We start from the raw sequence: 21,729 nt of genomic DNA on the forward strand, positions 1-21,729 counted from the left end.
GACACTAAAATAGTTTCCTCCATCCTAGACACTTAACGTGAGGTGAAGGCATGCGCGCACAAATTCTTCAAGCCGCAACCGCCCAGATTATCAAATACGGGCTGCGCGGCTTTACCCTCGATGACATTACCGCTGAACTAAGCATCAGCAAGAAGACTCTCTACAAATACTTCGAATCCAAAAGTGAACTGATCAGTGAAATCATCGGAAATGCCGTGGCCATTGAAAAAGAACGGGCCACGGAGGAAATGTCAAAGTATGACAACTGGTTTGATAAGCTGAATGCTCTCCTCTCCGTTTACTCCTATAATGCGGTGCCCTACCGCATTCTTGACGAACTCAACCGCTACTTTCCGCAGGAACGCGCCCAAATTGAAAGCATCGGGGAATACAGGGAGCAAATCGCACTGGTTCTTTTGGAGGAGGGGATGGCCAAAGGAGAAATTGACCCCAGGGTAAACCCTCAGGTTGTCACCTTGGCCTTCAAAAAGATTTTTCTGACTCCCACGGAGCAAAAAATTCTGGATGCCTATGATATCACTGTCAATCAGCTGATGGACCAAATGAAACAGCTCCTTATCTACGGTTTACTTAATAGAAATGGAGAAAAGGAATGAAAAAGATGTTCCCTCATTTAACCCCGCGCACTTTTCTTGCCCTGCTCCTTACAGTTTCACTCCTTGCAGTCACCGGCTGCAGCACAGCGGCCCAAACGGACGCCACTCCGGAACCCGAACAATCCCATCCCGTCAGCGTCTTAGAAATCAAAGAACAGAGCCTGCCCGTGGAGCTAACCTATACCGGCACCCTCGGCACCGGCGAAATCCGAAAGCTCAGCTTCAAAGTTCCAGGCAAACTGGCTAAAGTCTATGTTCACAAGGGAGATCATGTCACCTCCGGCCAAAAGCTGGCAGAGCTAAATAAAACCGACCTGAATTACGCATTGGAAGCCGCACAAATCACTGTGCAAAAGGCCGGGCTTGCCTATAATGAAGCCAAGACGAGCTATACCCGTCTTGAACAACTTGCAGCCGCCGGAGGCCTGGCCCAAAGCGATCTGGACAAAGCCAAGCTCGATCTCGATGTCAAAGAAGCCACCTACCGCCAAGCCCAAATCGATGCTCAGGCCAAAGAGAGCGCCCTCAAAGATACTGACCTCTACTCAAACATGGATGGCTATGTCGTCGATGTCCTGAACCACGAGGGAGAAGTTGCAGCCGCCGGATACCCGGTGGTGGTCTTACGGCAGGGGCAGCAGCTTGTAAACGTGGGTTTGTCCCAAGAGGATGTCAAGAAAGTGAAACCGGGCACTGCGGCTGCCGTTTCAATAGAAAGTCTCAAGGCCGCCGGTAAAATCAAAACCATTGACCCCGTTCCGGATGCCCAAAGCCGGACCTATAACGCGGAAATCGCACTGAGTGAGGAACTGCCCGCCCAAGCGTATCAAATCGGAGCCACGGTCAAGGTTGCTTTTGCTATCGGGGAGAAGCAAGGGATATGGATCCCTATTTCCAGCGTCCTTAATGACGGGGAGGATTACGTCTTTGTGGTCGACAACGGCCGCGCCCTGAAAAAGAATATCCGCCTCTTGGATCATCAAGGATTCAACGTCCGGGTTGAAGGGCTCAAGCCCGGGGACGTCCTGGTCACGTCCGGTATGAAAGAACTGAAAGAAGATTCGCCCGTAAACGTTAAAACCTTGCCGGACGCCCCTGCCTCTAACTCCTCCGGCAATAGCAGCAACTCGGCAAACCCAAGCGAGGTATCCGTTAATGACTAAAAAGGAACTTGGCCTCGTAGGGAAAGTGATTAAAAACCGGGCCTTTACTATTTTCTTCACAATCCTTGCTATCCTTATCGGATCCTACAGCTACTACCTCATCCCGAAGCAGGAAAGCCCGGATGTCACTCCGCCTTTCGCCATCATAACCTCCGTCTACCCGGGCGCGGCACCGGAAGAGGTGGAAAAGCTGGTCACCCGCGTCATTGAGGATAAGGTTGCGGAGGTACCCGGGTATAAAACCTCTTACTCCTATTCCAAAAACAGTATCGCGGTCGTAGTACTGGAACTTAATACGGAAGCCAATGTCGATAAGTCCTGGTCTGATCTAAGAAGGTTCATGGACGATGCTCAGCGCGACTTGCCGGCTGAATGCGGCCCCATCCAGGTTGATACCGATTTAGCGGATACCGCCGGTATGATCATCAGCCTCTCTGGCGACGGCTATTCCTACGAACAGCTGGCTGCTTTTGCCGATACCTTCGAAAAGGAACTCTCCTCCGTTGAGGGCGTTTCCCGCTTCGACACGGAAGGGGTTCAGAAAAAAGAAGTCCTGGTTGAGCTGCGCACCGCTGACCTTAACCGCTATGCACTCTCCCCGGAAGATGTGATGAATGCCCTCAAGATTCAAAACATGGCCATCCCCTCCGGTTCTCTCAGCGACGGCCACAGCAAGATCAACGTCACCGTTCCCGGAGTCTTTACCTCGCTTACGGATATTGAAAACACTGTGATCGACGGCTCCCGCCAGACCGGCGCGCTCGTGCGCCTGAAAGACATCGCCAACGTACGCTGGGAAACGGCCGATTCCAGTTATCGCATCAAGCAGGACGGACAAAACGCCATCCTCTTAAGCGGGTATTTTGAACCGAACAAAAATATCGTCCTCATTGGAAAAAACGTGCGCACTAAGCTGGACAGCCTGAAAGCCTCGCTTCCCCCCGGGCTTAAGGTAGACGAGGTAACTTACCAGCCTCAGGATGTCAGCCAAAGTGTCTCGAACTTCTTCGAAAACCTCATTGAAGGGATTGCCTTGGTCTTAGTCGTTGTTTTCTTCGGCATGGGACTAAAAAATGCGGTTGTGGCTTCAACCGCTGTCCCGTTATCCATCCTGATCGCCTTTAGCGCCATGTACCTGCTTAAAATCAGGGTGCATGAAGTCTCGATCGCCGGGCTGATCATCGCCTTAGGCATGCTGGTGGATGATGCCATTGTCATCATCGATTCCATCCAGGTGTATATTGATGAAGGCGTAGAGAAATTCGAAGCCTGCGTCAAAGGCACAAAGCGGGCGATCACTCCGATGCTGGCGGCGACAATCACAACCGCCGTGGCTTTTGCCCCCATGCTGTTCGTGCCCGGTCCGGCCGGAGAATTCCTGCAGAGCCTGCCCCAGGTGGTCATCCTCTCCGTGAGCGCCTCTTTTCTGGTTGCCCTCCTTGTAACCCCTGTTTTGTCCTATATCTTCTTCGGGCGTCTGAAGCCAAGCCAAACTGCCAAACGTGCCCCGGTCCGCGCTTTCTACAACGGATTTTTAGAAATTGGCATGAAGCATAAAGTCCTTACCCTCGTCCTGACAGCCCTCAGTTTTGCCGCCGTGCTCTACCTGGGCACCAACCTGAAAGTGATGTTCTTTCCTACAGTGGACAAAAACATTTTATATGTAGATATTACCGCCGAGACTGCCGCTAATTTAGACAATACTGAACGCGCAGCCCAGCAAGTTGAAAAACTCCTCTCCCAGCAAAAAGAAGTCCTCTCCTACACCACGGCCATCGGAGGCGGCTTACCCAAGTTTTACATCACCCTGCCCAAATCCACACCGTCCCAGGACTTCGCCCAAATCATGTTCAAAGTGGATCTTAAGCGCGGCGGGCGTTTCCAAAGCAACCCGGAGCTGGCGGCCTATCTCCAGGACCTCTTCAACCAAAACCTGGTCGGCGGCAAAGCGCATGTGCAGCTCTTGCAGAAGGCCATGCCCGGCACTCCTTTAGGCATCCGCATCAGCGGAGACAGCCGGGAACAGATCGCTCAGGCTGTTAAGCTGGTGCACCGGGAGCTGGCGGCCCTGCCGGGAACCATGAATGTAGATGACGATCTGGACGCTGCTGAATATGAATTCAAGGTGGAGGTTGACCGCGACCGGGCCTCCGGAATGGGTGTTACCAACTACGATATCCAGCGCCAAGTGAACATCGCCTTAAAAGGGGCCGAATCCTCTGTCCTGCGCCAAGCGGGCAATGAATATCCCATCATGGTCAAAAGCGACATTCAATCTCCGGAAGCGCTTGGGAACCTGGCCATTAAATCCTCCGTGACCAAGAACAAAGTGCTTCTCAAAGAGTTCTCCCACACTACCCTGAGCCCTCAAGTCCCCACGATCCGTAAATACGACCGGGTGCGCTCCAACACCGTTTCCAGTGAAGTTCAACCCGGATATAGTGCAGTTGCCATCGAACAAGCACTGAAAGCCAAGCTCGCGGCCCACCGGGATGAGCTCAAAGGGGTCACTCTTTCCTACCAAGGGGAAGCCAAAGACATTAAAGACAACTTCGGCAATCTCGGCACTGCTGCCATTTTCACTCTCTTCGCGATCTATATCATCCTCATGCTGCAATTTAAGTCTTTCCTCCAGCCCTTCATCATCTTTCTCACGATTCCTCTTTCCCTCATCGGCGTAATTCCCGGTCTCTTTCTCTTCCGCCAGCCCCTATCTTTCACCGCTTTGGTCGGAGTCGTCAGTTTGATGGGAGTGGTCATCAAAAACGCCATCCTGCTGATTGAGTTTATTAATCAGGCCCGAGCCGAAGGCATGTCCATCCGGGAAGCCAGTTTTGACGCTGTCAGCAAACGCTACCGTCCGATTTTCTTAAGTGCCATGACCACCGTTATCGGGCTTGTGCCCCTGGCTCTCTCGGGCAGTGAACTCTTCATGCCGATGTCAGCCGCGATCATGAGCGGGCTGACAGTCTCCACTCTTCTAACCCTAGTAATCATCCCGGTCGTGTACAACTTGCTTCACCGGGAGAATTCTGGACTGACCCAAATGCCGGACAAGTCGGCAAAACTTTGACATTACGTTACTAAATAAGTACTCAGAATTCAGGAACGTGAATGTCCGGGGGACATTCACGCCATGAGGCCATTTCTATAAATTATAACTATGGCCGATTGGAACAGTACTCAGAATAGGCTACGGGCTCTTGTTTCCTGTCTCCTGTCTCCTGCCCTGTAACATGCCGGCAAGCTACCTTGCCCGCTCACCACGCGCCGGAGCTGCTCGCTTGTCGACTCGCTACCGCGCCAAACCTTTGGGTAATACCTGGAGTGAACCGTGGCGCGGCTTTACGCTTCGTCGATTGCGCTCACGACGCTCCTCTGCTCTACGGTTCGCTCCGCAAGGTAGCTTGCCTGTTACATTCATCAGTGGTGCCGCATAGCGGCATGGGAGTCTGACTCCTGTCTCCTTACGACATAAACGATATCCATAAAATTCCTACTCCAGCCTCTTGGCTAATTTGAGATAATCCGTTACAATAAAGGTTAAGACAAGTGCATCATTTGCGAACAGGTTCCTTTCGTGCGCGCTTGCGCACAAGGTGAAAAGGGAAGTCCGGTGCAAAACCGGCGCGGTCCCGCCACTGTAACTTGGAAGCTTCCACAGGACGCCACTGTCACTCGACGGGAAGGCGTGGAATGCTGGGCCATGGAGCCAGGAGACCTGCCTGTACGCAGCAAGGGCTTAAATCCTTCGAGGCAAAGGATCTTAGGCGCTTACAGGCGTAACAGGCCAACGCCCGTAAGCCGCAGCAAGTATTGAAAATCCTTTTATCCTCATGGGTAAAAGGATTTTTTGCTTAGCACCCATCGCTGAAATGTCTTATCAATTGAACAAAACATGATATTCGTTCAACGAGGGAGGAAATTAAATTGTCTAAACTTACATTAAAACACAGATACCTTTCCGCCTTACTTATTTTATCCCTGCTTCTCACCCTGGCCTTGTCCGGGTGCGGCACAGCCAATCAAAACACCCCCGCTCCGGACAAAAGCGCGGGCACAGCCTCAGCCCGGCAAAGCACATACCCCTTAACAATCAAGGATGATTCCGGTACCGAGGTCACACTCCCGGCTGAACCTAAACGCATCGTCTCCTTCGTGCCCAGCTCGACTGAAACCCTTTTCGCCCTGGGCCTGGACGGAAAAGTAGCAGCCGTCACCAAGTATGACGATTATCCGCAGGGCGTGCAGCAAAAAGTCGAGTATGTGTTTGAAGACAGCCTTCACCCCAACACCGAGCAAATCCTGAAACTCAACCCGGATTTAATCATTCTCGGCATGCATGACGAAAAAACAATTCAATCCATCCGCAATCTCAAAATCCCGGTCGTCATCTTTAACCCGCAAAACCTGGATTCCACCTACCAAACCATTGAGAAGTTCGGACAGATCACAAACAAACAGGAGCAAGCCAAAAAACTGGTCTCGGACATGAAAGCCAAAGAACAGGCTATTACTCAAAAAGTAGCCACTATTAAAGAAGCTGACCGCCTGAAAGTATTTGTTGAAGTCGACCCCAACCTCTTTACTCCGGGCAAAGGCACCTTCCTCGACCAGCTCGTGACCATGGCCGGCGGGATCAATATCGCCGGTGATGTCAACGACTGGGCCCAATACAGCAGCGAACAGGTGATCTCCAAAAATCCGCAGGTCATCTTTGACACTTACAGCTACTACCAGAAAGACGCCAAAGAAGGCATCCTCTCCCGCCAAGGCTGGCAAAACATCGAAGCCGTCAAAAACAAACGTGTCATCGACCTCGACAGCGACATGGTCACCCGCCCCGGCCCCCGCATCGTTGACGGTCTCGAATCCATCGCCAAAGCACTGTACCCAGATCTCTTTAAGTAAGGCTTTATTCTTAGTCCTGACTCCTGAATACTGACTCCTGACTCCTGACTTCTGAATACTAACAAAGCTGACTGAGGAAGGTTCCTGCATGAGAGCTAAACTGAGACTGAACAAAATAACTATTGCCGGGGGGCTTGTCTTCCTGCTCCTTCTCTCTGTCGTGCTCAGCTCAATGATCGGCTCAGTCAAGCTCCCGTTTGGGCTTTCCCTGCGCATCCTGTTTTCGCACGTTCCGGGGCTAGACCTAACCCCTACCTGGACCCTTGCTCAGAACTCCATTGTCTGGGAGCTGCGCCTGCCGCGCATTTTCCTGTCCTTGGTCGTAGGCGGAATGCTTTCCTCCGCCGGAGTGGCCTTTCAGGGCATTCTGCGCAACCCCCTGGCTGACCCTTATATCCTGGGGGTATCCGTCGGAGCAGCCTTCGGAGCCGCCGCCTCCATTATCTTCTTTACCCACTCCACCGGCTGGGGACAGTTTGCCCTCCCCCTCTTCTCTTTTGCCGGCGGGCTGATTTCTCTTTGGTTTGTCCTGGCTTTGGCCCAGCACCAAGGACAGCGCGAACGCGAAACCTTAATCCTGGCCGGAGTGGTAACCCAGGCTTTAATCGGAGCTTTCCTCTCGTTTCTGATCGCCATCTCGGGCCAGCAGATGGACTTGATTGTCTTTTGGATGATGGGCTCGCTCGCCAACCGTTCCTGGACGGATCTATGGATTCTCTTGCCTTATTTCGGGCTCGGCTACACCTACCTCTCGATGCAGGTGCGCGACCTGAACATTATCGCCTTGGGGGAAAATGCCGCGACTTACTTGGGCATGGATGTTGAGAAGAAGAAAATTCGGGTCTTGATCATTGGTTCCCTGCTTACAGCGGCCGCCGTATCGGTTGTCGGTATCATCGGCTTTGTCGGGCTCATCGTCCCGCACCTTATGCGCTTAATCGCGGGGCCGGACCACCGTGTGCTTTTACCTTTGTCAACTCTCGCCGGAGCGGTATTCTTACTCTGGTCCGACACCCTGGCCCGCACCCTGCTCCCTTCCCGCGAAATCCCGATCGGGGTAATCACCGCTTTTGTGGGTGCGCCGTTCTTTGCCTTTCTGCTGAAAAAAGGTTTAAGGAGGAAAAGCGCTTGAAGCTCTTTGAAGTTGTTAAGGCCGGCCATGATTTTGGGAATGCTCCGGTGCTAAGAGATGTCAGCTTTGAGATTGAAGAAGGCGAGTCTTTTGGGATTATCGGTCCCAACGGCAGCGGAAAATCGACCTTGATTAAAGGCATGACCGGACTTCTCTCCTTAACCCGGGGAGAGGTGCGCTATCGCGGCCGCCCGGTCAAAGCCATTGCCAAGAAAGAGCTGGCGCGTCAAATCGCCGTCCTGGAGCAGGAAGGCACCCCGGCGCTCACTTTTTCCGTGGAAGAAATCGTAGCCATGGGCCGCTACCCCTGGCTCAAGCCACTGGCTGATTTAAGCCTTCGGGACCAAGGCCTTGTGCGGAATGTACTCAAATCCCTCGGCCTTTGGGAAATCCGCACCCAGTCCATTGCCACTTTAAGCGGCGGCCAGCGCCAGCTGGTGTCCCTGGCCCGCGCCATGGCCCAGGAGCCGCAGGTCCTGATTCTCGATGAACCCACAACTTATCTCGATATCGGGCATCAGACCCTGGTCATGGAGCACGTGCGCCGGTGGCACGCCGAACAAGGAATTACCGTCATCATGGTTCTGCACGACCTTAATCTGGCGGCCCAGTACTGCACCAAACTCCTGCTCCTGGAAGACGGGCAGGTCCGCAGCTGCGGTGATATGAGCGAAGTGCTTAAAGAAGGCATTATCTCCAAAGTCTATCATACGGACCTGATCATGATCGAACATCCCGTGCTAGGGGTGCCTCAGTTTTTGCTCACGAGCAAATAGAGTGCTTGTTATTTCTTTCAAATAGGTGTATTTTTGTTGAGGACTCACAATATATCAGAGCTCACAATATTAGTAAAATCGGAGAGTTACCTATGCACCTATCGTTATCCAACTCCAAAATTTCTTCTTTCCATATCAAAGCCTATGCATTTCTTGCCCTTGCAGCTTTCCTTTATGCCGGCAATGTGATCGTAGGCCGCCTTATCTCTTTTCAAATCCCCCCGGGGGCTTTAGCCGTCTTACGTTCGGCCCTGGGGTTAATCGTTCTGGTGCCCTTGGCTTGGAACCAGCTTGTGCACGGACCCAGGCCCGACAAGCTGGACCTCCTGCGCCTGGCCAACATGGGTTTTTGGGGGATCGCCGCAGCTTACTCGCTTTTCCTGGTGGGAATTCAATACAGCCCGGCCAATAATGCCGCGATTATAATTGCCACTAACCCGGCCATAACCAACCTCTTACTTGCCATTGGCTGGCATGTAAAACCCACGAAGGGCCGCGTTTTGGGGATTGCTACCTCATTTTTGGGTTTACTCCTGGTTTTTAGCCAGGGGTCCTTAAGTCATTTGCTGGCCTTGAAACTCAGCCCGAGTGACCTGCTCCTCCTGGCCAATATTACATCTGTTGCCCTGTTCAACATTTTCGCCCAGGATATAATGGTCAAATTCTCCCCGCTTGTGACGACTGTCTATTCTCTGTTTTTTGGGACCATCTTTCTCATCCCGTACGGTGTCTGGGATGCAATTCACGGCGTGTGGCATTTATCTTGGCATATGTGGGCAAGTGCCTTCTACATGGGCGTAGTTGTTACAGGTTTCGCGATATTTGTGAACTTCATAGGAATTAGCATGGTCGGAAGCGGCAAAGCGGCAATCTTCAGCAACCTAAACCCGATCTTTACAATTCTCCTTAGCGTGGCGATACTTAATGAACAACTCATGCCTTACCACTGGATAGGCATGCTCTTGGTCTTAGCCGGGATTTACCTCTCTGTCTCAACCAAAAAAATAACACTCCGGCATAAGAGCCCTTCCGTTAAGTCTTAAACAAAATACTCTGCTTGAGGCCCCCCATGGCGGGCCTCAAGCAGAGAATCAACCTCTGTAAATTTAGTGACAAAACGAAAGCGTCCGAACTCAAAGCCGGATAACCTCCGGGTTTAGCACATTCGTGGGCTTCCCCTGAGCAAACTGTTCCAGATTGCTGACCGTCATGTGCAGAATATTAATGACTGCATCCGGAGAATTAAATCCGGTGTGGGGGGTCATGACGACATTATCAAGCCCCAGGAGCGGGTTATCTTCCGCCAGGGGCTCCCGGTCGAACACATCAATCCCGGCCCCGGCAAGATAACCGCTTTGAAGAAGTTCTGTCAAAGCGAGCGTATCCACAAGCTCCGCCCTGGCGGTATTAATAAAAATACTGTTTGGCTTTAAGAGCTGAAGCTCTTTTCTCCCGAGCAGCCCCCGGGTTTCTTCATTCAAAGCCAGGTGCAGGGAGATTATGTCCGCGCTTTTCAGCAAATCCTCCAATTTCACAAACCGGACCCCGCTCCGTTCCGCCCGCGCGGGCGACGGGTGCCTGGTCCAGCACACGACCCGCATGCCTAAGGCCCGGCAGAGCACGGCCATCCGCTCCCCGATCCCGCCCAGCCCGATGAGGCCGATGGTCTTGCCCGCCAGTTCCAGGCTCATGCGGGATTGATCGAAAATCCCCGCTCTCAAATCCGAATTCCCCCGGCACACATGTTTGGCCACGGCCAGAAGCAAGGCCAGCGCATGCTCCGCTACCGTATTGTTGCCATACCCCGGAGTATTGGTCACAATCACCCCGGCTGCGCTGGCCTTTTGGATATTGATAAAGTTGCCCGCCCCTATCCCCAGGTAATTAATAAGCTTAAGGTTGGGGCAGCGGTCAAATACCCTGTCAGGCAGCTTCTGGGTTTGGATCACCGCCTCCGCATCCCCGATGCGGCGCACGTACTCTTCCGGATCCTGCGGCATTTTCTCGTACATAATAAATTCGCCCAAGCTCTGGAGCCGGGCGCGCAGTTCCGGAGAAAGCAATTCTACATATTGAGAATCTGCATCCGGATAAACGATCTTCATCTCTCAAGGCCTCCCCTGACGTCTTAAATGTTTGATTCTCGGAATCGGGCTTGTGGTCTTAGTGTCCCTCGTGTATTACCTCATTTATGACGGCAAAGATATCCGGCTCCTGCCCAAGGTAAAGTAGCCAAAGCAGTGACACCTAACTTCTCACTTATTGGGAAACACTCCGCCATGCAAAGACCGGACGTCCGAAATATTAAAGAAGGTATCCGGGGCCACCTCATTAATGATAGTGATAATACGAGGCTGGTCCTTTCTTTTGGCCGTTACTACCAGAATCTCACGCGGTCCGGAGCGTCCCTCCCCTGTCAGCACGGTTACCCCATAATTCACTTGGCGCAGCTTGCTCACCAGTTCTTCTGCATGATCCGGGTAAGGAAACACCTGAATCACTACAAAGCCGACGGCCATCCTGTTCTCAATATAAGAACCAATAAAATTCCCGGAAGCAAAACCTGCCGCATAGACCAGGATCCGTCCGAAATCATTAAGTCCTCCGGCCATAACCGTACTTAAGGCCACCACATAAATACAAATCTCAAAAAAACCGATCACCGCCGCCGGGATCGCATATCCCCTAGCCAAAAGCAGAATCCGGAATACATCCAATGACACATCCGCAATACGGGCAAAGAAAATAAAAAAGTAGCTCAAAATCGGATATGCAGCCATGATCTCCAAGCAAGCACCCTCCCTACACCTTCGGACTTAGCTAATAATATGGTCGATATCAATGCTACTAAGGGATTGAAGCCTAAGGCTATTTTACCTTAGTTCTTGTGCTGAGCATAGGGGGGACCAAGCAAACCGTGCACTTTTTGGGCAGCCGATACTTTAAGGTAACTTATCGGTAACGAAGCTATCTGATTCTTATTATTTTTACGTTTTTTGTAAAAATTTTTAGGATTAATTTACTATTTCCGGAAGGTTTCTGCTTGATTGTGTAGAATAGTATGCTTTAGAGATTACAAGTTTTTGCATAATTGGATGGTGGTTTTAGCTTGAATATCCCTATTTTAGCATTAATTTTTCAAGGGATACCTGAACAAATTGCCTTGGTAACTTTAGCTTTTGTGATCAAGAGGATGCCCCTTAAATGGAAACTCATTGTACCGATTGGGCTGGTGTTAGCTATCGTTTCATTCCTGATCAGACTATTAGCCTTACCTTTCGGACTGCATACCATTTTTATCGTGATATTGCTGTTTATTTCTTTAATCTGGGCAGGCAAAGGGGATATCAGTCTATCTCTCCTTGCAAGCTTATTAAGTGTTTTGGCTTTAATCTTATTCGAGAGTCTTTCCTTATCCATTCTAATGCCGCTCTTGGGAATAACATCGGAGAGCCTTCTGACAGACTTCGTTCTTCGCATCTTTTTAGGTGAACCTCAAGTCATTCTTATCTTTTTATCTGCTTATTTCGTAAACAGGCTCCTCCATAAAAGGAAGTGAAAGCCATGAATCTTGCTGAAATGAGCCAACAACTTACGATTGCCCTTACAAACCAATTAAACTACGACGAAGAAAAAAGGGAAATTATCGCTTACGCGATTGAAACTGCACTTTTAGCCATCTCCGGCGCATTTCTTATTTTAGTATTCGGATTACTTTTGAATGCCCTGGTGCCTGCACTGATTGCCGCAGCTTTCGGCGGTTCTTTGCGCAGAGTTTCCGGCGGAGCTCATTTCAACACACCTCTAAAATGCTTGTTTTCCGGTGCTCTCATGTATAGCGTGATTGGTTTCTTAGCTGTTAAACTCATGAATTTAAATCTTATGAACCAGTCTTTTCTCTTAATTCTTTTAATATCTTCTCTGTTGGCTGTATCTATTTTGTCTCCGGTTCAAAGTGAAGCGAAACCAATCCATTCCAAGAGCCTTAGACACAAACTTAAAATAGCCTCGATTGTCTTTGTTCTGCTAACGGCTCTAATTACCTACATAAGTACAAATTCCTTAGTGAACATTAGTGCAGTTCTAGGTGTATTCAGTCAAAGTATCACCTTGCTGCCTATGTTTAATAAAAAAGGAGGTGAAATGGGTTTATGAAGAAAGTAATTTTCACGGCTATTTCCTCCGTCTTACTGCTTCTTGCAAGCGCTACCTCTGTATTTGCCTGTGGTTGGCTCTTGTACCAACCCAAGACTCCGAAAGCACTGCAAAAATAACGCGGCACACTAAACTGTTTTAGACATAGCATTTTACACTATAGGGTTAAAAGCTGGGGATAACCCAGCTTTTAACACTTTATCATAGAAATTACAAAAGTCTTTGGAGGCTCTCGTAATGATCGATAGATTAAAGAATTACATTAATGAACAATCTATAATTCAATCAACTCTTATTAAAATAACGATTTCGATTTTTGTTTTTATAATTATTCTTTTGTTTTTATACGGCAAAAATTACTGGGAAAAAGAAGAATTTCGATCAAATTACGAGCTTTTATCTGTCATATCTTCAGTTCAACTGAAGATTCAGTCTAAGGTAAACCAAATAAATTCAAATGAACAGGATCCTAGCTTTTCAAAAGAAAAATTGGATGAATTAATTATCTCTTGGCTTCGTGACACCAAGTCTGTTTCGCCGAATAAAAGCATCGTTATCGGTTATTACGACCTTGAAATGGATCATGTTTTAATTGAGAACGATACCCCCTTGCATAGTGCATTTGAGCTTATTCGGCCTAACCTGGGATCAGAAAATGAGTTTCAGAAACTTTCCTGGAACTCCAAGCGTTTGATATCTTCCCATCTTCCAATATATGATCAACAGAAAATAGTGGGGTATGTCTGGGCTTATTCGGAATATAATATCAGCTTTTTCAAATCTTATCAAAAAATGAGCATTATTTTAGTCCTTGCTTTGACTCTTTCCGTTCTGATCGTTATATTTATTCGCAAAAACATCCGGGAAATTGAAATGCATCTGGACGCTTTCTCGAAATCAATAACAGACGACTCCTACGATCATGATCAGTTTTTAACCCGCCTGCCCGAACTCCAGCCGGTCCTGGATAAAATCAGCGACTACACCGATGAACTGAAACACATGAATCTCGAATTGGAGGCTTCCAGCCTTAAGATAACCAAGATCCTTGAAGGAATCTCGGACGGTTTCTTCGCCTTGGATCGCAGCCACCGCTTTACTTTTATTAACCGCGAAACCGGGAACCTGATTTCCCGGGCGGACACAAAACTTGTAGTTTTGGGAAAAAGCCTATTCGACGTATTCCCCCAGATCATTCATTCGATCACCTATACTAAGATCGAAGAGGCATTGACCAAGTATGAAGCCATGCACTGGGAAGCGGAAAGCTTCACTAACTCTGAGCAGTACTACGAATACCATGCGTACCCGTTCAAAGAGGGACTGACCGTATTCTTCAGGGACATCACGGACGTCCGGCGCAAGCGCGAGGAATTAGCCCACTTGGAAAGGCTTAACCTTATCGGCCAGCTGGCTGCCGGGATCAGTCATGAAATAAGAAACCCGCTGACTACTGTCAGGGGCTTCTTGCAGTTCCTTGAAACTAAACCTAAATATACTCATGAAAAAGAATATATGGAACTCATGATCTCCGAAATCGATCGGGCCAATCTGATCATCACGGATTTTCTCTCTTTGTCCAAAGAAAACTTAGACAACATCAAGCCCCGCAACATTAATGAGATTATCAACAAAGTCTACCCTCTGCTGCAAGCGGATGCCTATAACAGCAACAAGCAGGTGTTCCTGAGCCTGGGCATTTTGCCGGAAATCATGCTTAATGAAAATGAAATCAAGCAACTCATTCTCAATTTGGTTCGCAATGGTTTAGAAGCCACCCCTGAACAGGGAAGCGTCTTTATCAGCACTTATCAAAAAGGAAATAAAATCATTCTGGCCATCAAAGACCAGGGCCCCGGCATTCCACCCGAGATTCAGGGACGTATCGGCACTCCCTTTTTCACGACTAAGGAAACCGGCACCGGCCTTGGTCTTGCCATTTCTATTGGGATTGCGCGCAGGCACAAGGCTGAGTTTGAGTTTGAATCGAATGCGAATGGAACTACTTTTTATATTAGTTTTAAGGAACATGATGCAGGTGAGGCTTAGGGGCTCCCTTCGTATTGCAATGCCTGTTCTTTTTCGACCAACGGCTGATGAGCTGATCCATATTGACATACATCACCGGAACAAGTACCAGAGTGACCAGCGTCGACAGGGTCAAACCGAAAGTGATGACCGCCGCCATGGGGGCTAAGGTTTCCGTTCCGGTTCCGCCGAAGAGCAGGAGCGGAAGCATCGCCAACACTGTCGCCGACACCGTCAGCAGAATCGGGCGCAGGCGCACCGGCCCGGCCTGCAGCAAGGCTTCCTTAAGGGGCAGACCTTCCTCGCGCAGTTGGTTCGTATAATCAACCAGCACTATGGCGGCGTTTGTGACCAGCCCGATGAGCATGATCAGCCCCATGAGGGAATTCATGTTGATGGTTTTATGGGTTATAAACAAACCCAGAATCGCTCCCACAAACGTCGGCGGCAGGGAAAACATAATCACAAACGGCGTCAGCAGGGATTCAAACATCCCGGCCATAATCATGTAAACCAGAATAACAGAAATCAAGAGGCCGGTGCCCAAAGCCTTAAACGCATCCTCCTGCAGTTTTTGGCTCTTGCCGAATTCAATGGTATAACCTTTGGGAATCCGCAGTTTATCTATTTCACTCTGAATTTTGGTTTGGGCCTCCCCGACTGAAGTTTGATAGACATTGGCTTTAATGTGGACGGCCCGCAAGCCATTATAGTGGCTGACCATAGTGGGCTGCTCCCCCAGGGTTAAGCTGGCCACATTCGCCAGCGGGATCAACTGCCCCGAACTGTTCATGACATTGGTCTGCATCAGGTTGGCCACATCCTGGGCGTAATCATCCGCCATCTTGACCACGATATCATAGGAATTATCCCCCTGATAAAAGGTGGATGCTGTCGCTCCCTTATTCCCCATAAACAAGGCGCTGATCACTTGCTGCTCGCTTAAGCCGTACTGGGCCAAGGCCTTGTAATCAAGGTGCAGCTTATACGAAGGAATCCCGCTCGCCAATTGGTTGTCGATATACTTGAGCTCAGGCATTCCTTTCATAATCTGGGTAACTTGATCGCTCAGAAGCTCCAGCGTATTGGCATCCGATCCGGTAACCACGACCTCCACCGTCCCGGTTTCCGGCCCGCGCAGGGCACTGGCGGGTTTGACAATCACCTTCGCGCCCGGAATGTCCTGGAGAAACTGTTCAAACTTAGCCGAGACGTCGGCCATCGTTTCGTCCTCGCCCTTAGCCACGGTGACACTGATTTTCGAGATTTCCGTGGTCCCGGAATCCGCTCCCAGAATGCCGCCGATCTGAGCATAAATTGAGCTTGCCTCAGGCATATTCTTGCGAATCCGGTTCTCTATCTCTTCCGTCGCTTTGGCAGTTTGCTCAATGCTTGTACCCCCGGCCAAGGTCACCGTAATATTCACTTGATCATTATACACAGGGGGCATCATTTCTTTCCCAATTTGCGGGAAGAGCGGGATCACCGCCACGATCATCAACAAGGAGACCCCGATAATAATTAGGCGGCGATTAAGCGACCACGCCAGCAGCTTGCGGTACCCTTCCGTCAGTAGGTGCATCCCCTTGCCGAACCAGTCAAAGGGTGCCCAGGCCCGAAAGGGCGCATTAATTCCCGGAATTTTCTCTTCCTCAGCAAAGCTGGGGCCTGTTAAAAGGCGGGACGCAAGCATCGGAGTCAGCGTCAGGGCCACAGTCACCGCCACAATGTGGGAAAACACCACCACCAGCGACATCGGCCGGAAGATCTGACCGGCAATCCCACTCGTAAACAGGGCCGGGCCAAACACCACAATTTGCGCCAGCGCAGCCACCATGACGGCGGTTCCGACTTCTTTGCTCCCGACACCGGCCGCCTCTTTGGCATTAAGACCACGCTGGCGGGCCCGGAAAATGCTTTCCAACACAACCACCGAGAAGTCAACCAATGACCCTAAGGCAATGGCTAAGCTCCCCAAGGTAATGGTATTAATCGTTAAATCATAGGAACGCATCAGGATAAAGGTTGTCATGATCGAAATCGGAATCGCGAGCGCAATGACCAGCGTCGTACGGAAGTTCCTCAAGATGCCCAGCATCACGAGGACGCCCAGGAAAAAGCCAAAGAGGGTATGCTCGCTCACCACCTTCACCGTTTCCCGGATGGACTCCGCATTATCGCTTACAACTTTAAGATGCACCCCCTCCGGGAGCTCTTGGGCCAACTGCGCTACCGTTTCCCGGACCGCGTCCGAAACCCGGACCGTATTCCCCCCGCTGGCTTGCTTAATGGAAAAACCCACGGATGGGCTGCCATCAAGCTTGGAAATCAATTTGACATCGGCCCAGCCATCGACAACCTTGGCCACATCCCCGACGGTAATTGTTTTCGGCCCCACTTGAATGGGAACCGCGAGCACTTCCGTGGGGGAGCTGAATTGACCGCTGATATTGAGGGGAATTAATTGCGTGTTTCGGTTTAATTCCCCGACATCGACAGCCGTATTGTGGGCCGCCACCGCCTGGGTCACCTGCTGAATCCCTATGTTATAGTAGTTTAGCTTTTTCGCATCCACTTCCACCTGGATTTCCCGCGCCAGGTTCCCAATCTGATTGACTTCCCCCACCCCGCTCACGTGCTGTAACGCGGGATACACGGTATTGTCCGCGATATCTGAAAGTTCCTCGAGCGAACGGTCGCCCGCAAGGGCCACGGTCATGATCGGCAAGTCGCTGGGATTAAATTCCTTGATTACCGGTTCTTCTACATCTGAAGGCAGCTTGTTCTTAATGCCGTTAATATTACCGCGCATCGTCTCGATTTTAGCGTTCAGGTCGACCCCGTACTTAAACTGCACCGTAATCGAGCTCACATTCTGCATAGAGACGGAGCTTACTTCTTCGACATCGGACAGACTCTGCAACGCCTCTTCAATCGGGTTTGTCACCTGCTGTTCAACCAACTCCGGAGAGGCTCCCGGATAAATCGTCACCACAGTTGCCGTGGGCCAGCTTAATTCCGGATACAGATCCAGAGGCAGACCGAGCATGGAGAGCGTACCTATAAGCAAGGCCGCGAGCATAATCATCACGATGGTAACCGGTCTCTTAATCGAAATATCAGCGATCTTCAACTTCTCCTGCCGCCTTTCATTTGCTCTCTGCAACCGGCTCTGCTTCTTCTGCATCCGGCTGGATCCCGTCCCCGGAAGTCTGTTCCTCTTGTCCGACGGCCTGGACTTTGTCTCCGTCCGAGAGAAGATTCTGTCCCTGAACCACCAACACTTCCCCTTCCGCAAGACCGCTCGTGATCTCATACACTGATCCGGTCATTCTGCCCACTTTAACAATCCGGTTCCTAGCGACCCCGTCCTCAACCACAAACACGGAATAGGCACCGCTTTTTAAAGTGACAACGCTGTCACCGGGAATTAGAATCCCCTTGGCTCCTTCGGCGGCGGCATAGGCCTCAACCCGCATTCCGGAAATGAGTTCCTGCTTGTTGCCCGTAAGTTCAACCTCAATGAGATATTTCTTGTTCATATCAGGCGCAGGATGGATCGCAGCCACCTTGCCGGGCACTGTTTCACCGGTGGCAGGAATGAAAACGGTCATGTTCAGTCCCTGTTTGATCTTGGCAATGCTGGATTCCGGAACCTCCACCGCCGCCAGCAGCGGATTCATGGAAGAGATCGTGATAAACCCTCCTTGAGGCCCGACCGCCTGACCCACTTGGGCATTGACCGCCACCACATACCCTTGGATGGGGGAGGTTAAGCGGCCCTTGTCGATCTGGACCTGGAGCGTTTGCACCCCGGCCTGCGCCGCCTTAACCTGGGCCTCGCTCACCTCAAGCTGCTTATCGCTAAGCAGATCTTCGTACACCGTCTGAGCCTGAGCCAGCTGCGCACTCGCCCCCTTGACCGTATTAGCCGCACCTGTTTTCGTTGCCTCCAGGCTTGCACGGGCCTTTTCCAGTTCGGAGTCCCGGGCAGCCTTCGCATTAGCCAGCGCCTGCTCAGCCTGGTTCACCTGTTTCTCGGCAGCGGCCACGGCTTCCGAATTCTCGGCTGCGTCCAAGGCGGTTTCCGCAGTGTTTAAGGCGTTCTCGGCAGCTTTGAGTCCGCTATTGGCCCGGTCTATCTCCAGTTTGCCTTGCGCATTGGCCAAGGATATCTCCAATTGATTAACGGCCTCCTGGACGCTGGCAATCGTAGTGGCATCCCCTGCCTGCCGGGCCGCGTCCAGCTGCGCCTCCGCTTTCTCCAGGGCAGCATTTAAAGTGTCTATGTTTTTTTGATCCGCGTCCAACACGGCCTGATTTTGGGCTCTGATTGCCTCCAAATTGGACTCGGCGGAGGCAACCGCTCTCTCGGCTTGATCGACGGCATTTTCCTTCATAGCCCTGGTATTCGCTAGTTGGGCTTCGGCCGCCGCCACCGCTTTCTCCGCGGCGGCCACTTGATTATCCAGCTGAGTTTGCAGGGCTTCCAGACTTTTTTCGGCGACCGCAATGCTCGACTCCGCGCCCGCTGTCGCATTGTTTAAGTTTATTTGCGCAGCGTTTACACCGGCATCGGCTTGTTTTATGGAACTGTCAAGCTTTTGGCTTGTTGCCTCTTGCTGCACCTGGGCTAACTCCCGGCTCGCCAGAGCCTGGTTAAGCTGAGCGCTCAACAGATCGGTATTAACAGTGGCCAAAAGCTCACCCTCCTCAACCTTATCCCCCACCCGCACGTTAACAGAAGACAAGATTCCGGAAATTGAGGGGGCAATCATGGTCTGCACATAGGGTGTGACCGTACCTAAAAACACTTCCCCTGATGGCATCGGGGCCATTTGCACCGTCTGAACCTTCACGGCCGCGGGGGCAGGGGGTGCTGTAACCGTTTTGGTTCCGCATCCAGCCAGCAGGTTTAACGAAAGGGCACTGACAGCCAGCATCGCAATCGCTTTCTTCGACATTCCTTCGGCTTTTTTCTTCGATGTTCTCCTAGCTATTACCCTGGGTTTTTCCGTATAACTTTCCGTAAATCTTTCCGTAGATCTTTCCTTGGATATCTCTTGGGATATCTCCTTAGATTCGTCGTTGGTTATTTTCGTATTCATGTAAGCTTTTCTCCCCTTTGATCCGGCGTTATTGCACATTCATATTTGGTTTACAATTTCCCATTCAGCCATTTCCTTAGTAAGTTTAACAACACGTTCCGGTAGTGATGTCAGCAATTACTTGCCAATGGTTAATGTGGTATAATGTCGGAGAAAATAGTGAATTAAGGAGATGAATCTATGTGCTGAAAGAAGAGCGAATGGGCAAGGAAGAACGCATCCGGCATGTTGTGGAGACCGCTAAATCTTTGTTTATCCGCCAAGGATTTTCCGCGACCTCAACGTCGCAGATTGCCCGGGAATCCGGGATTGTCGAGATGACCCTCTTTCGCTACTTTCCAACCAAAAAACACCTCTTTGAAGAAGTGATATCACCCCTTACCAGCTTCGACTGGTTTCCCAAGGACCGTGTGCCCACGGACGGAATGCCGAAGGCCTTCGTCATATCCCTCTTGCACAATCGGGCGGAATTTGCCAAGCGCGAACGGGATTTAGTCCGTTTGGTGATCATTGAATCAAAATACCAACCCGATTTTAATGATGAGTTTAATCCCTTGGCCAAATCCTCGAAACAATTGCGCGAGCTCCTCATGGAATTAGGCATCAATGAACAAACTTCTTACATCATTGTGAATCTAATTATGGGCCTCATTCTAACCATTGCTTTTACCCCGAAATATGATGAGCAAATCATCGATCAAACCATAAAATACATCGAAACTCAGATCACTCAACTCCTTGATCTTAATGTGGAAGCTCCTAATCAACTGCAGGTGGTGGACTTAAAAAAAGAGGCGGGAATCGACTAGCTCCTAATAGCAGATTCCCTGCCTATATAAAAAGAAAGAGAGAAGCAGCACTATATGTTAGTGCTCACTAACTAACAGTATAAGTGCTGCCCTATTTCTTGTCAATTGGCTTGTGGTAAATTTTAATTAAGTCTTACCGTAATCTTCACTCTTTGATGCCCATTGCAATTTTGCTTAACTCGCGAACGTTTATATCCTCAAAAAGTTTTTCCTGCCATTTCGTATAGTCGAAAGGTTCTTTGATGATGAGAGAAATAAAACGCTCTGCGTCAACCTTACCAAGATGTTCAAGAAGGGCATTCATTCCTTCTATCCTAATAACGGCATCATTTTTCATAGCTATTCCTCCATTTCCCGGACAAATTCAATAGGGTTCCTCACCTTTATTTCTTTAATTGGCGTATTGATTAGCTTCTTGTCAGTGGTAAGAAAATAAGCGCACTTTGCCGCGACCGCACAGGAAATATGCAGCGCATCTTTTGCTTTTATTCCTCTGTCGGCAAGCGTTTCAGCAAAGGCAAGTATCTTTTCTGACTCATTTATATTCTCGACCGAAATGGCTCTCCATTGACGAATCATGTCTTTTCGCAAGTCATAAGGATTTTGTTCATTTTCAAACTCCAATATATAAGACCATACAAGCTGAAAAGTTCCACTTAAGATTCCCTGTTGAATAAACAGCTTCGCCTGTGATTCCAAATAAATTGTTAGCTGTGTCTGATCATCGAACGGTCTGTTAAAGCAACAGTTATCCAAATAAAGCTTCAGCTTTACCACCCCATCAACCACAAACTTTGTAACTATATTATATGGGAATAGCAGTAGTATTTACAAGGTTTTTGAAAGGGAAGCGCCGGAATTGGAACCCATGTACCCTGCGGACAACTGCCTTTGTTACCTCAAAAGTTCTGCTTTCTGAAATGTCAAGTATAAGGGGTACCCCAAAAGTGGACAGGTACCCCAAAAACTTATACTTTCTATCTGTAATCAAGGCCTCTGGAGAGCTCTCCAGAGGCCTTGGGCTTCTTGC

General features: G+C 50.0%; 18 protein-coding genes and 1 riboswitch. Of the genes, 12 read left to right on the top strand and 6 right to left on the bottom strand.

The window, feature by feature from the left end:
* The first annotated feature begins 50 nt into the window (after positions 1-50).
* The 7 genes from J0X21_RS04835 (at position 51) to J0X21_RS04865 (ending at position 9,642) form a co-directional block, all read left to right on the top strand.
* A complete protein-coding gene (locus J0X21_RS04835; RefSeq protein ID WP_206811056.1) occupies positions 51-617 on the top strand; it encodes a TetR/AcrR family transcriptional regulator in 567 nt (188 codons plus the stop codon).
* A complete protein-coding gene (locus J0X21_RS04840; RefSeq protein WP_236006074.1) occupies positions 614-1,780 on the top strand; it encodes an efflux RND transporter periplasmic adaptor subunit in 1,167 nt (388 codons plus the stop codon). The genes J0X21_RS04835 and J0X21_RS04840 overlap by 4 nt, the downstream gene beginning before the upstream one ends.
* On the top strand, positions 1,773-4,853 hold the full coding sequence (locus tag J0X21_RS04845) for an efflux RND transporter permease subunit (RefSeq protein WP_206811057.1): 3,081 nt from the start codon (positions 1,773-1,775) through the stop codon (positions 4,851-4,853). Before J0X21_RS04840 ends, J0X21_RS04845 begins: the two co-directional genes overlap by 8 nt.
* 479 nt (positions 4,854-5,332) lie before the next feature.
* Positions 5,333-5,523: riboswitch (cobalamin riboswitch) on the top strand.
* Between the two features lie 187 nt (positions 5,524-5,710).
* Positions 5,711-6,691: an ABC transporter substrate-binding protein gene (locus tag J0X21_RS04850; RefSeq protein ID WP_206811058.1), complete on the top strand. Its 981-nt coding sequence runs from the start codon at positions 5,711-5,713 to the stop codon at positions 6,689-6,691.
* An 88-nt stretch (positions 6,692-6,779) separates the two neighbouring features.
* Complete coding sequence (locus tag J0X21_RS04855; protein ID WP_206811059.1) at positions 6,780-7,823, top strand: FecCD family ABC transporter permease; 1,044 nt, start codon at positions 6,780-6,782, stop codon at positions 7,821-7,823.
* Positions 7,820-8,599: an ABC transporter ATP-binding protein gene (locus tag J0X21_RS04860; protein WP_206811060.1), complete on the top strand. Its 780-nt coding sequence runs from the start codon at positions 7,820-7,822 to the stop codon at positions 8,597-8,599. Before J0X21_RS04855 ends, J0X21_RS04860 begins: the two co-directional genes overlap by 4 nt.
* 92 nt (positions 8,600-8,691) lie before the next feature.
* Positions 8,692-9,642, top strand: coding sequence for a DMT family transporter (locus J0X21_RS04865; RefSeq protein ID WP_206811061.1), 951 nt, complete (start codon positions 8,692-8,694; stop codon positions 9,640-9,642).
* 90 nt (positions 9,643-9,732) lie between these two features.
* Here the strand turns inward: J0X21_RS04865 and J0X21_RS04870 are convergent, their stop codons facing one another.
* Together J0X21_RS04870 and J0X21_RS04875 are read right to left on the bottom strand one after the other, a co-directional pair.
* Positions 9,733-10,704, bottom strand: a complete 972-nt coding sequence (locus tag J0X21_RS04870; RefSeq protein WP_206811062.1) for a 2-hydroxyacid dehydrogenase — start codon at positions 10,702-10,704, stop codon at positions 9,733-9,735.
* Positions 10,705-10,854: 150 nt separating this feature from the next.
* Positions 10,855-11,379: a DUF2179 domain-containing protein gene (locus J0X21_RS04875; RefSeq protein ID WP_206811117.1), complete on the bottom strand. Its 525-nt coding sequence runs from the start codon at positions 11,377-11,379 to the stop codon at positions 10,855-10,857.
* Between the two features lie 329 nt (positions 11,380-11,708).
* On the opposite strand from J0X21_RS04875, the gene J0X21_RS04880 reads away from it, so the two are divergent.
* From J0X21_RS04880 to J0X21_RS04895, 4 genes are all read left to right on the top strand, one after another.
* Positions 11,709-12,158, top strand: a complete 450-nt coding sequence (locus J0X21_RS04880) for a hypothetical protein (RefSeq protein ID WP_206811063.1) — start codon at positions 11,709-11,711, stop codon at positions 12,156-12,158.
* A 5-nt stretch (positions 12,159-12,163) separates the two neighbouring features.
* Positions 12,164-12,754 carry an accessory gene regulator ArgB-like protein gene (locus J0X21_RS04885; RefSeq protein ID WP_206811064.1) on the top strand — a complete coding sequence of 197 codons (591 nt, stop codon included), beginning with the start codon at positions 12,164-12,166 and terminating at the stop codon, positions 12,752-12,754.
* Positions 12,751-12,873 carry a cyclic lactone autoinducer peptide gene (locus J0X21_RS04890; RefSeq protein ID WP_206811065.1) on the top strand — a complete coding sequence of 41 codons (123 nt, stop codon included), beginning with the start codon at positions 12,751-12,753 and terminating at the stop codon, positions 12,871-12,873. Before J0X21_RS04885 ends, J0X21_RS04890 begins: the two co-directional genes overlap by 4 nt.
* Before the next feature lie 118 nt (positions 12,874-12,991).
* Positions 12,992-14,803, top strand: coding sequence for a two-component system sensor histidine kinase NtrB (locus J0X21_RS04895; RefSeq protein ID WP_206811066.1), 1,812 nt, complete (start codon positions 12,992-12,994; stop codon positions 14,801-14,803).
* On the opposite strand, the gene J0X21_RS04900 is transcribed toward J0X21_RS04895, so the two are convergent.
* Positions 14,775-17,915: an efflux RND transporter permease subunit gene (locus J0X21_RS04900; RefSeq protein ID WP_206811067.1), complete on the bottom strand. Its 3,141-nt coding sequence runs from the start codon at positions 17,913-17,915 to the stop codon at positions 14,775-14,777. The two genes, J0X21_RS04895 and J0X21_RS04900, sit on opposite strands and share 29 nt — an antisense overlap.
* A 16-nt stretch (positions 17,916-17,931) precedes the next feature.
* Positions 17,932-19,890, bottom strand: a complete 1,959-nt coding sequence (locus tag J0X21_RS04905) for an efflux RND transporter periplasmic adaptor subunit (RefSeq protein ID WP_206811068.1) — start codon at positions 19,888-19,890, stop codon at positions 17,932-17,934.
* A gap of 182 nt (positions 19,891-20,072) precedes the next feature.
* Here J0X21_RS04905 and J0X21_RS04910 point away from each other — a divergent pair, with 182 nt between their 5' ends.
* Positions 20,073-20,699 (top strand): TetR/AcrR family transcriptional regulator, encoded by a 627-nt coding sequence (locus tag J0X21_RS04910; protein ID WP_206811069.1) that lies wholly within the window; start codon positions 20,073-20,075, stop codon positions 20,697-20,699.
* 145 nt (positions 20,700-20,844) lie between these two features.
* Here J0X21_RS04910 and J0X21_RS04915 read toward each other — a convergent pair whose 3' ends face one another.
* Positions 20,845-21,036, bottom strand: a complete 192-nt coding sequence (locus J0X21_RS04915) for a hypothetical protein (protein WP_206811070.1) — start codon at positions 21,034-21,036, stop codon at positions 20,845-20,847.
* 2 nt (positions 21,037-21,038) lie between these two features.
* Complete coding sequence (locus tag J0X21_RS04920; RefSeq protein WP_206811071.1) at positions 21,039-21,476, bottom strand: PIN domain-containing protein; 438 nt, start codon at positions 21,474-21,476, stop codon at positions 21,039-21,041.
* Positions 21,477-21,729 lie beyond the last annotated feature (253 nt).

The sequence above is a fragment of the Paradesulfitobacterium ferrireducens genome, assembly GCF_017310645.1.
Lineage (GTDB): Bacteria > Bacillota > Desulfitobacteriia > Desulfitobacteriales > Desulfitobacteriaceae > Paradesulfitobacterium > Paradesulfitobacterium ferrireducens.

What these genes read in the sequence shown, in the direction of transcription:
- J0X21_RS04835 (WP_206811056.1), top strand. Translation starts at nt 51, where the DNA reads ATGCGCGCACAAATTCTTCAAGCCGCAACCGCCCAGATTATCAAATAC.
- J0X21_RS04840 (WP_236006074.1), top strand. Translation starts at nt 614, where the DNA reads ATGAAAAAGATGTTCCCTCATTTAACCCCGCGCACTTTTCTTGCCCTG.
- J0X21_RS04845 (WP_206811057.1), top strand. Translation starts at nt 1,773, where the DNA reads ATGACTAAAAAGGAACTTGGCCTCGTAGGGAAAGTGATTAAAAACCGG.
- J0X21_RS04855 (WP_206811059.1), top strand. Translation starts at nt 6,780, where the DNA reads ATGAGAGCTAAACTGAGACTGAACAAAATAACTATTGCCGGGGGGCTT.
- J0X21_RS04865 (WP_206811061.1), top strand. Translation starts at nt 8,692, where the DNA reads ATGCACCTATCGTTATCCAACTCCAAAATTTCTTCTTTCCATATCAAA.
- J0X21_RS04870 (WP_206811062.1), bottom strand. Translation starts at nt 10,704, where the DNA reads ATGAAGATCGTTTATCCGGATGCAGATTCTCAATATGTAGAATTGCTT.
- J0X21_RS04875 (WP_206811117.1), bottom strand. Translation starts at nt 11,379, where the DNA reads ATGGCTGCATATCCGATTTTGAGCTACTTTTTTATTTTCTTTGCCCGT.
- J0X21_RS04885 (WP_206811064.1), top strand. Translation starts at nt 12,164, where the DNA reads ATGAATCTTGCTGAAATGAGCCAACAACTTACGATTGCCCTTACAAAC.
- J0X21_RS04890 (WP_206811065.1), top strand. Translation starts at nt 12,751, where the DNA reads ATGAAGAAAGTAATTTTCACGGCTATTTCCTCCGTCTTACTGCTTCTT.
- J0X21_RS04895 (WP_206811066.1), top strand. Translation starts at nt 12,992, where the DNA reads ATGATCGATAGATTAAAGAATTACATTAATGAACAATCTATAATTCAA.
- J0X21_RS04905 (WP_206811068.1), bottom strand. Translation starts at nt 19,890, where the DNA reads ATGAATACGAAAATAACCAACGACGAATCTAAGGAGATATCCCAAGAG.
- J0X21_RS04915 (WP_206811070.1), bottom strand. Translation starts at nt 21,036, where the DNA reads ATGAAAAATGATGCCGTTATTAGGATAGAAGGAATGAATGCCCTTCTT.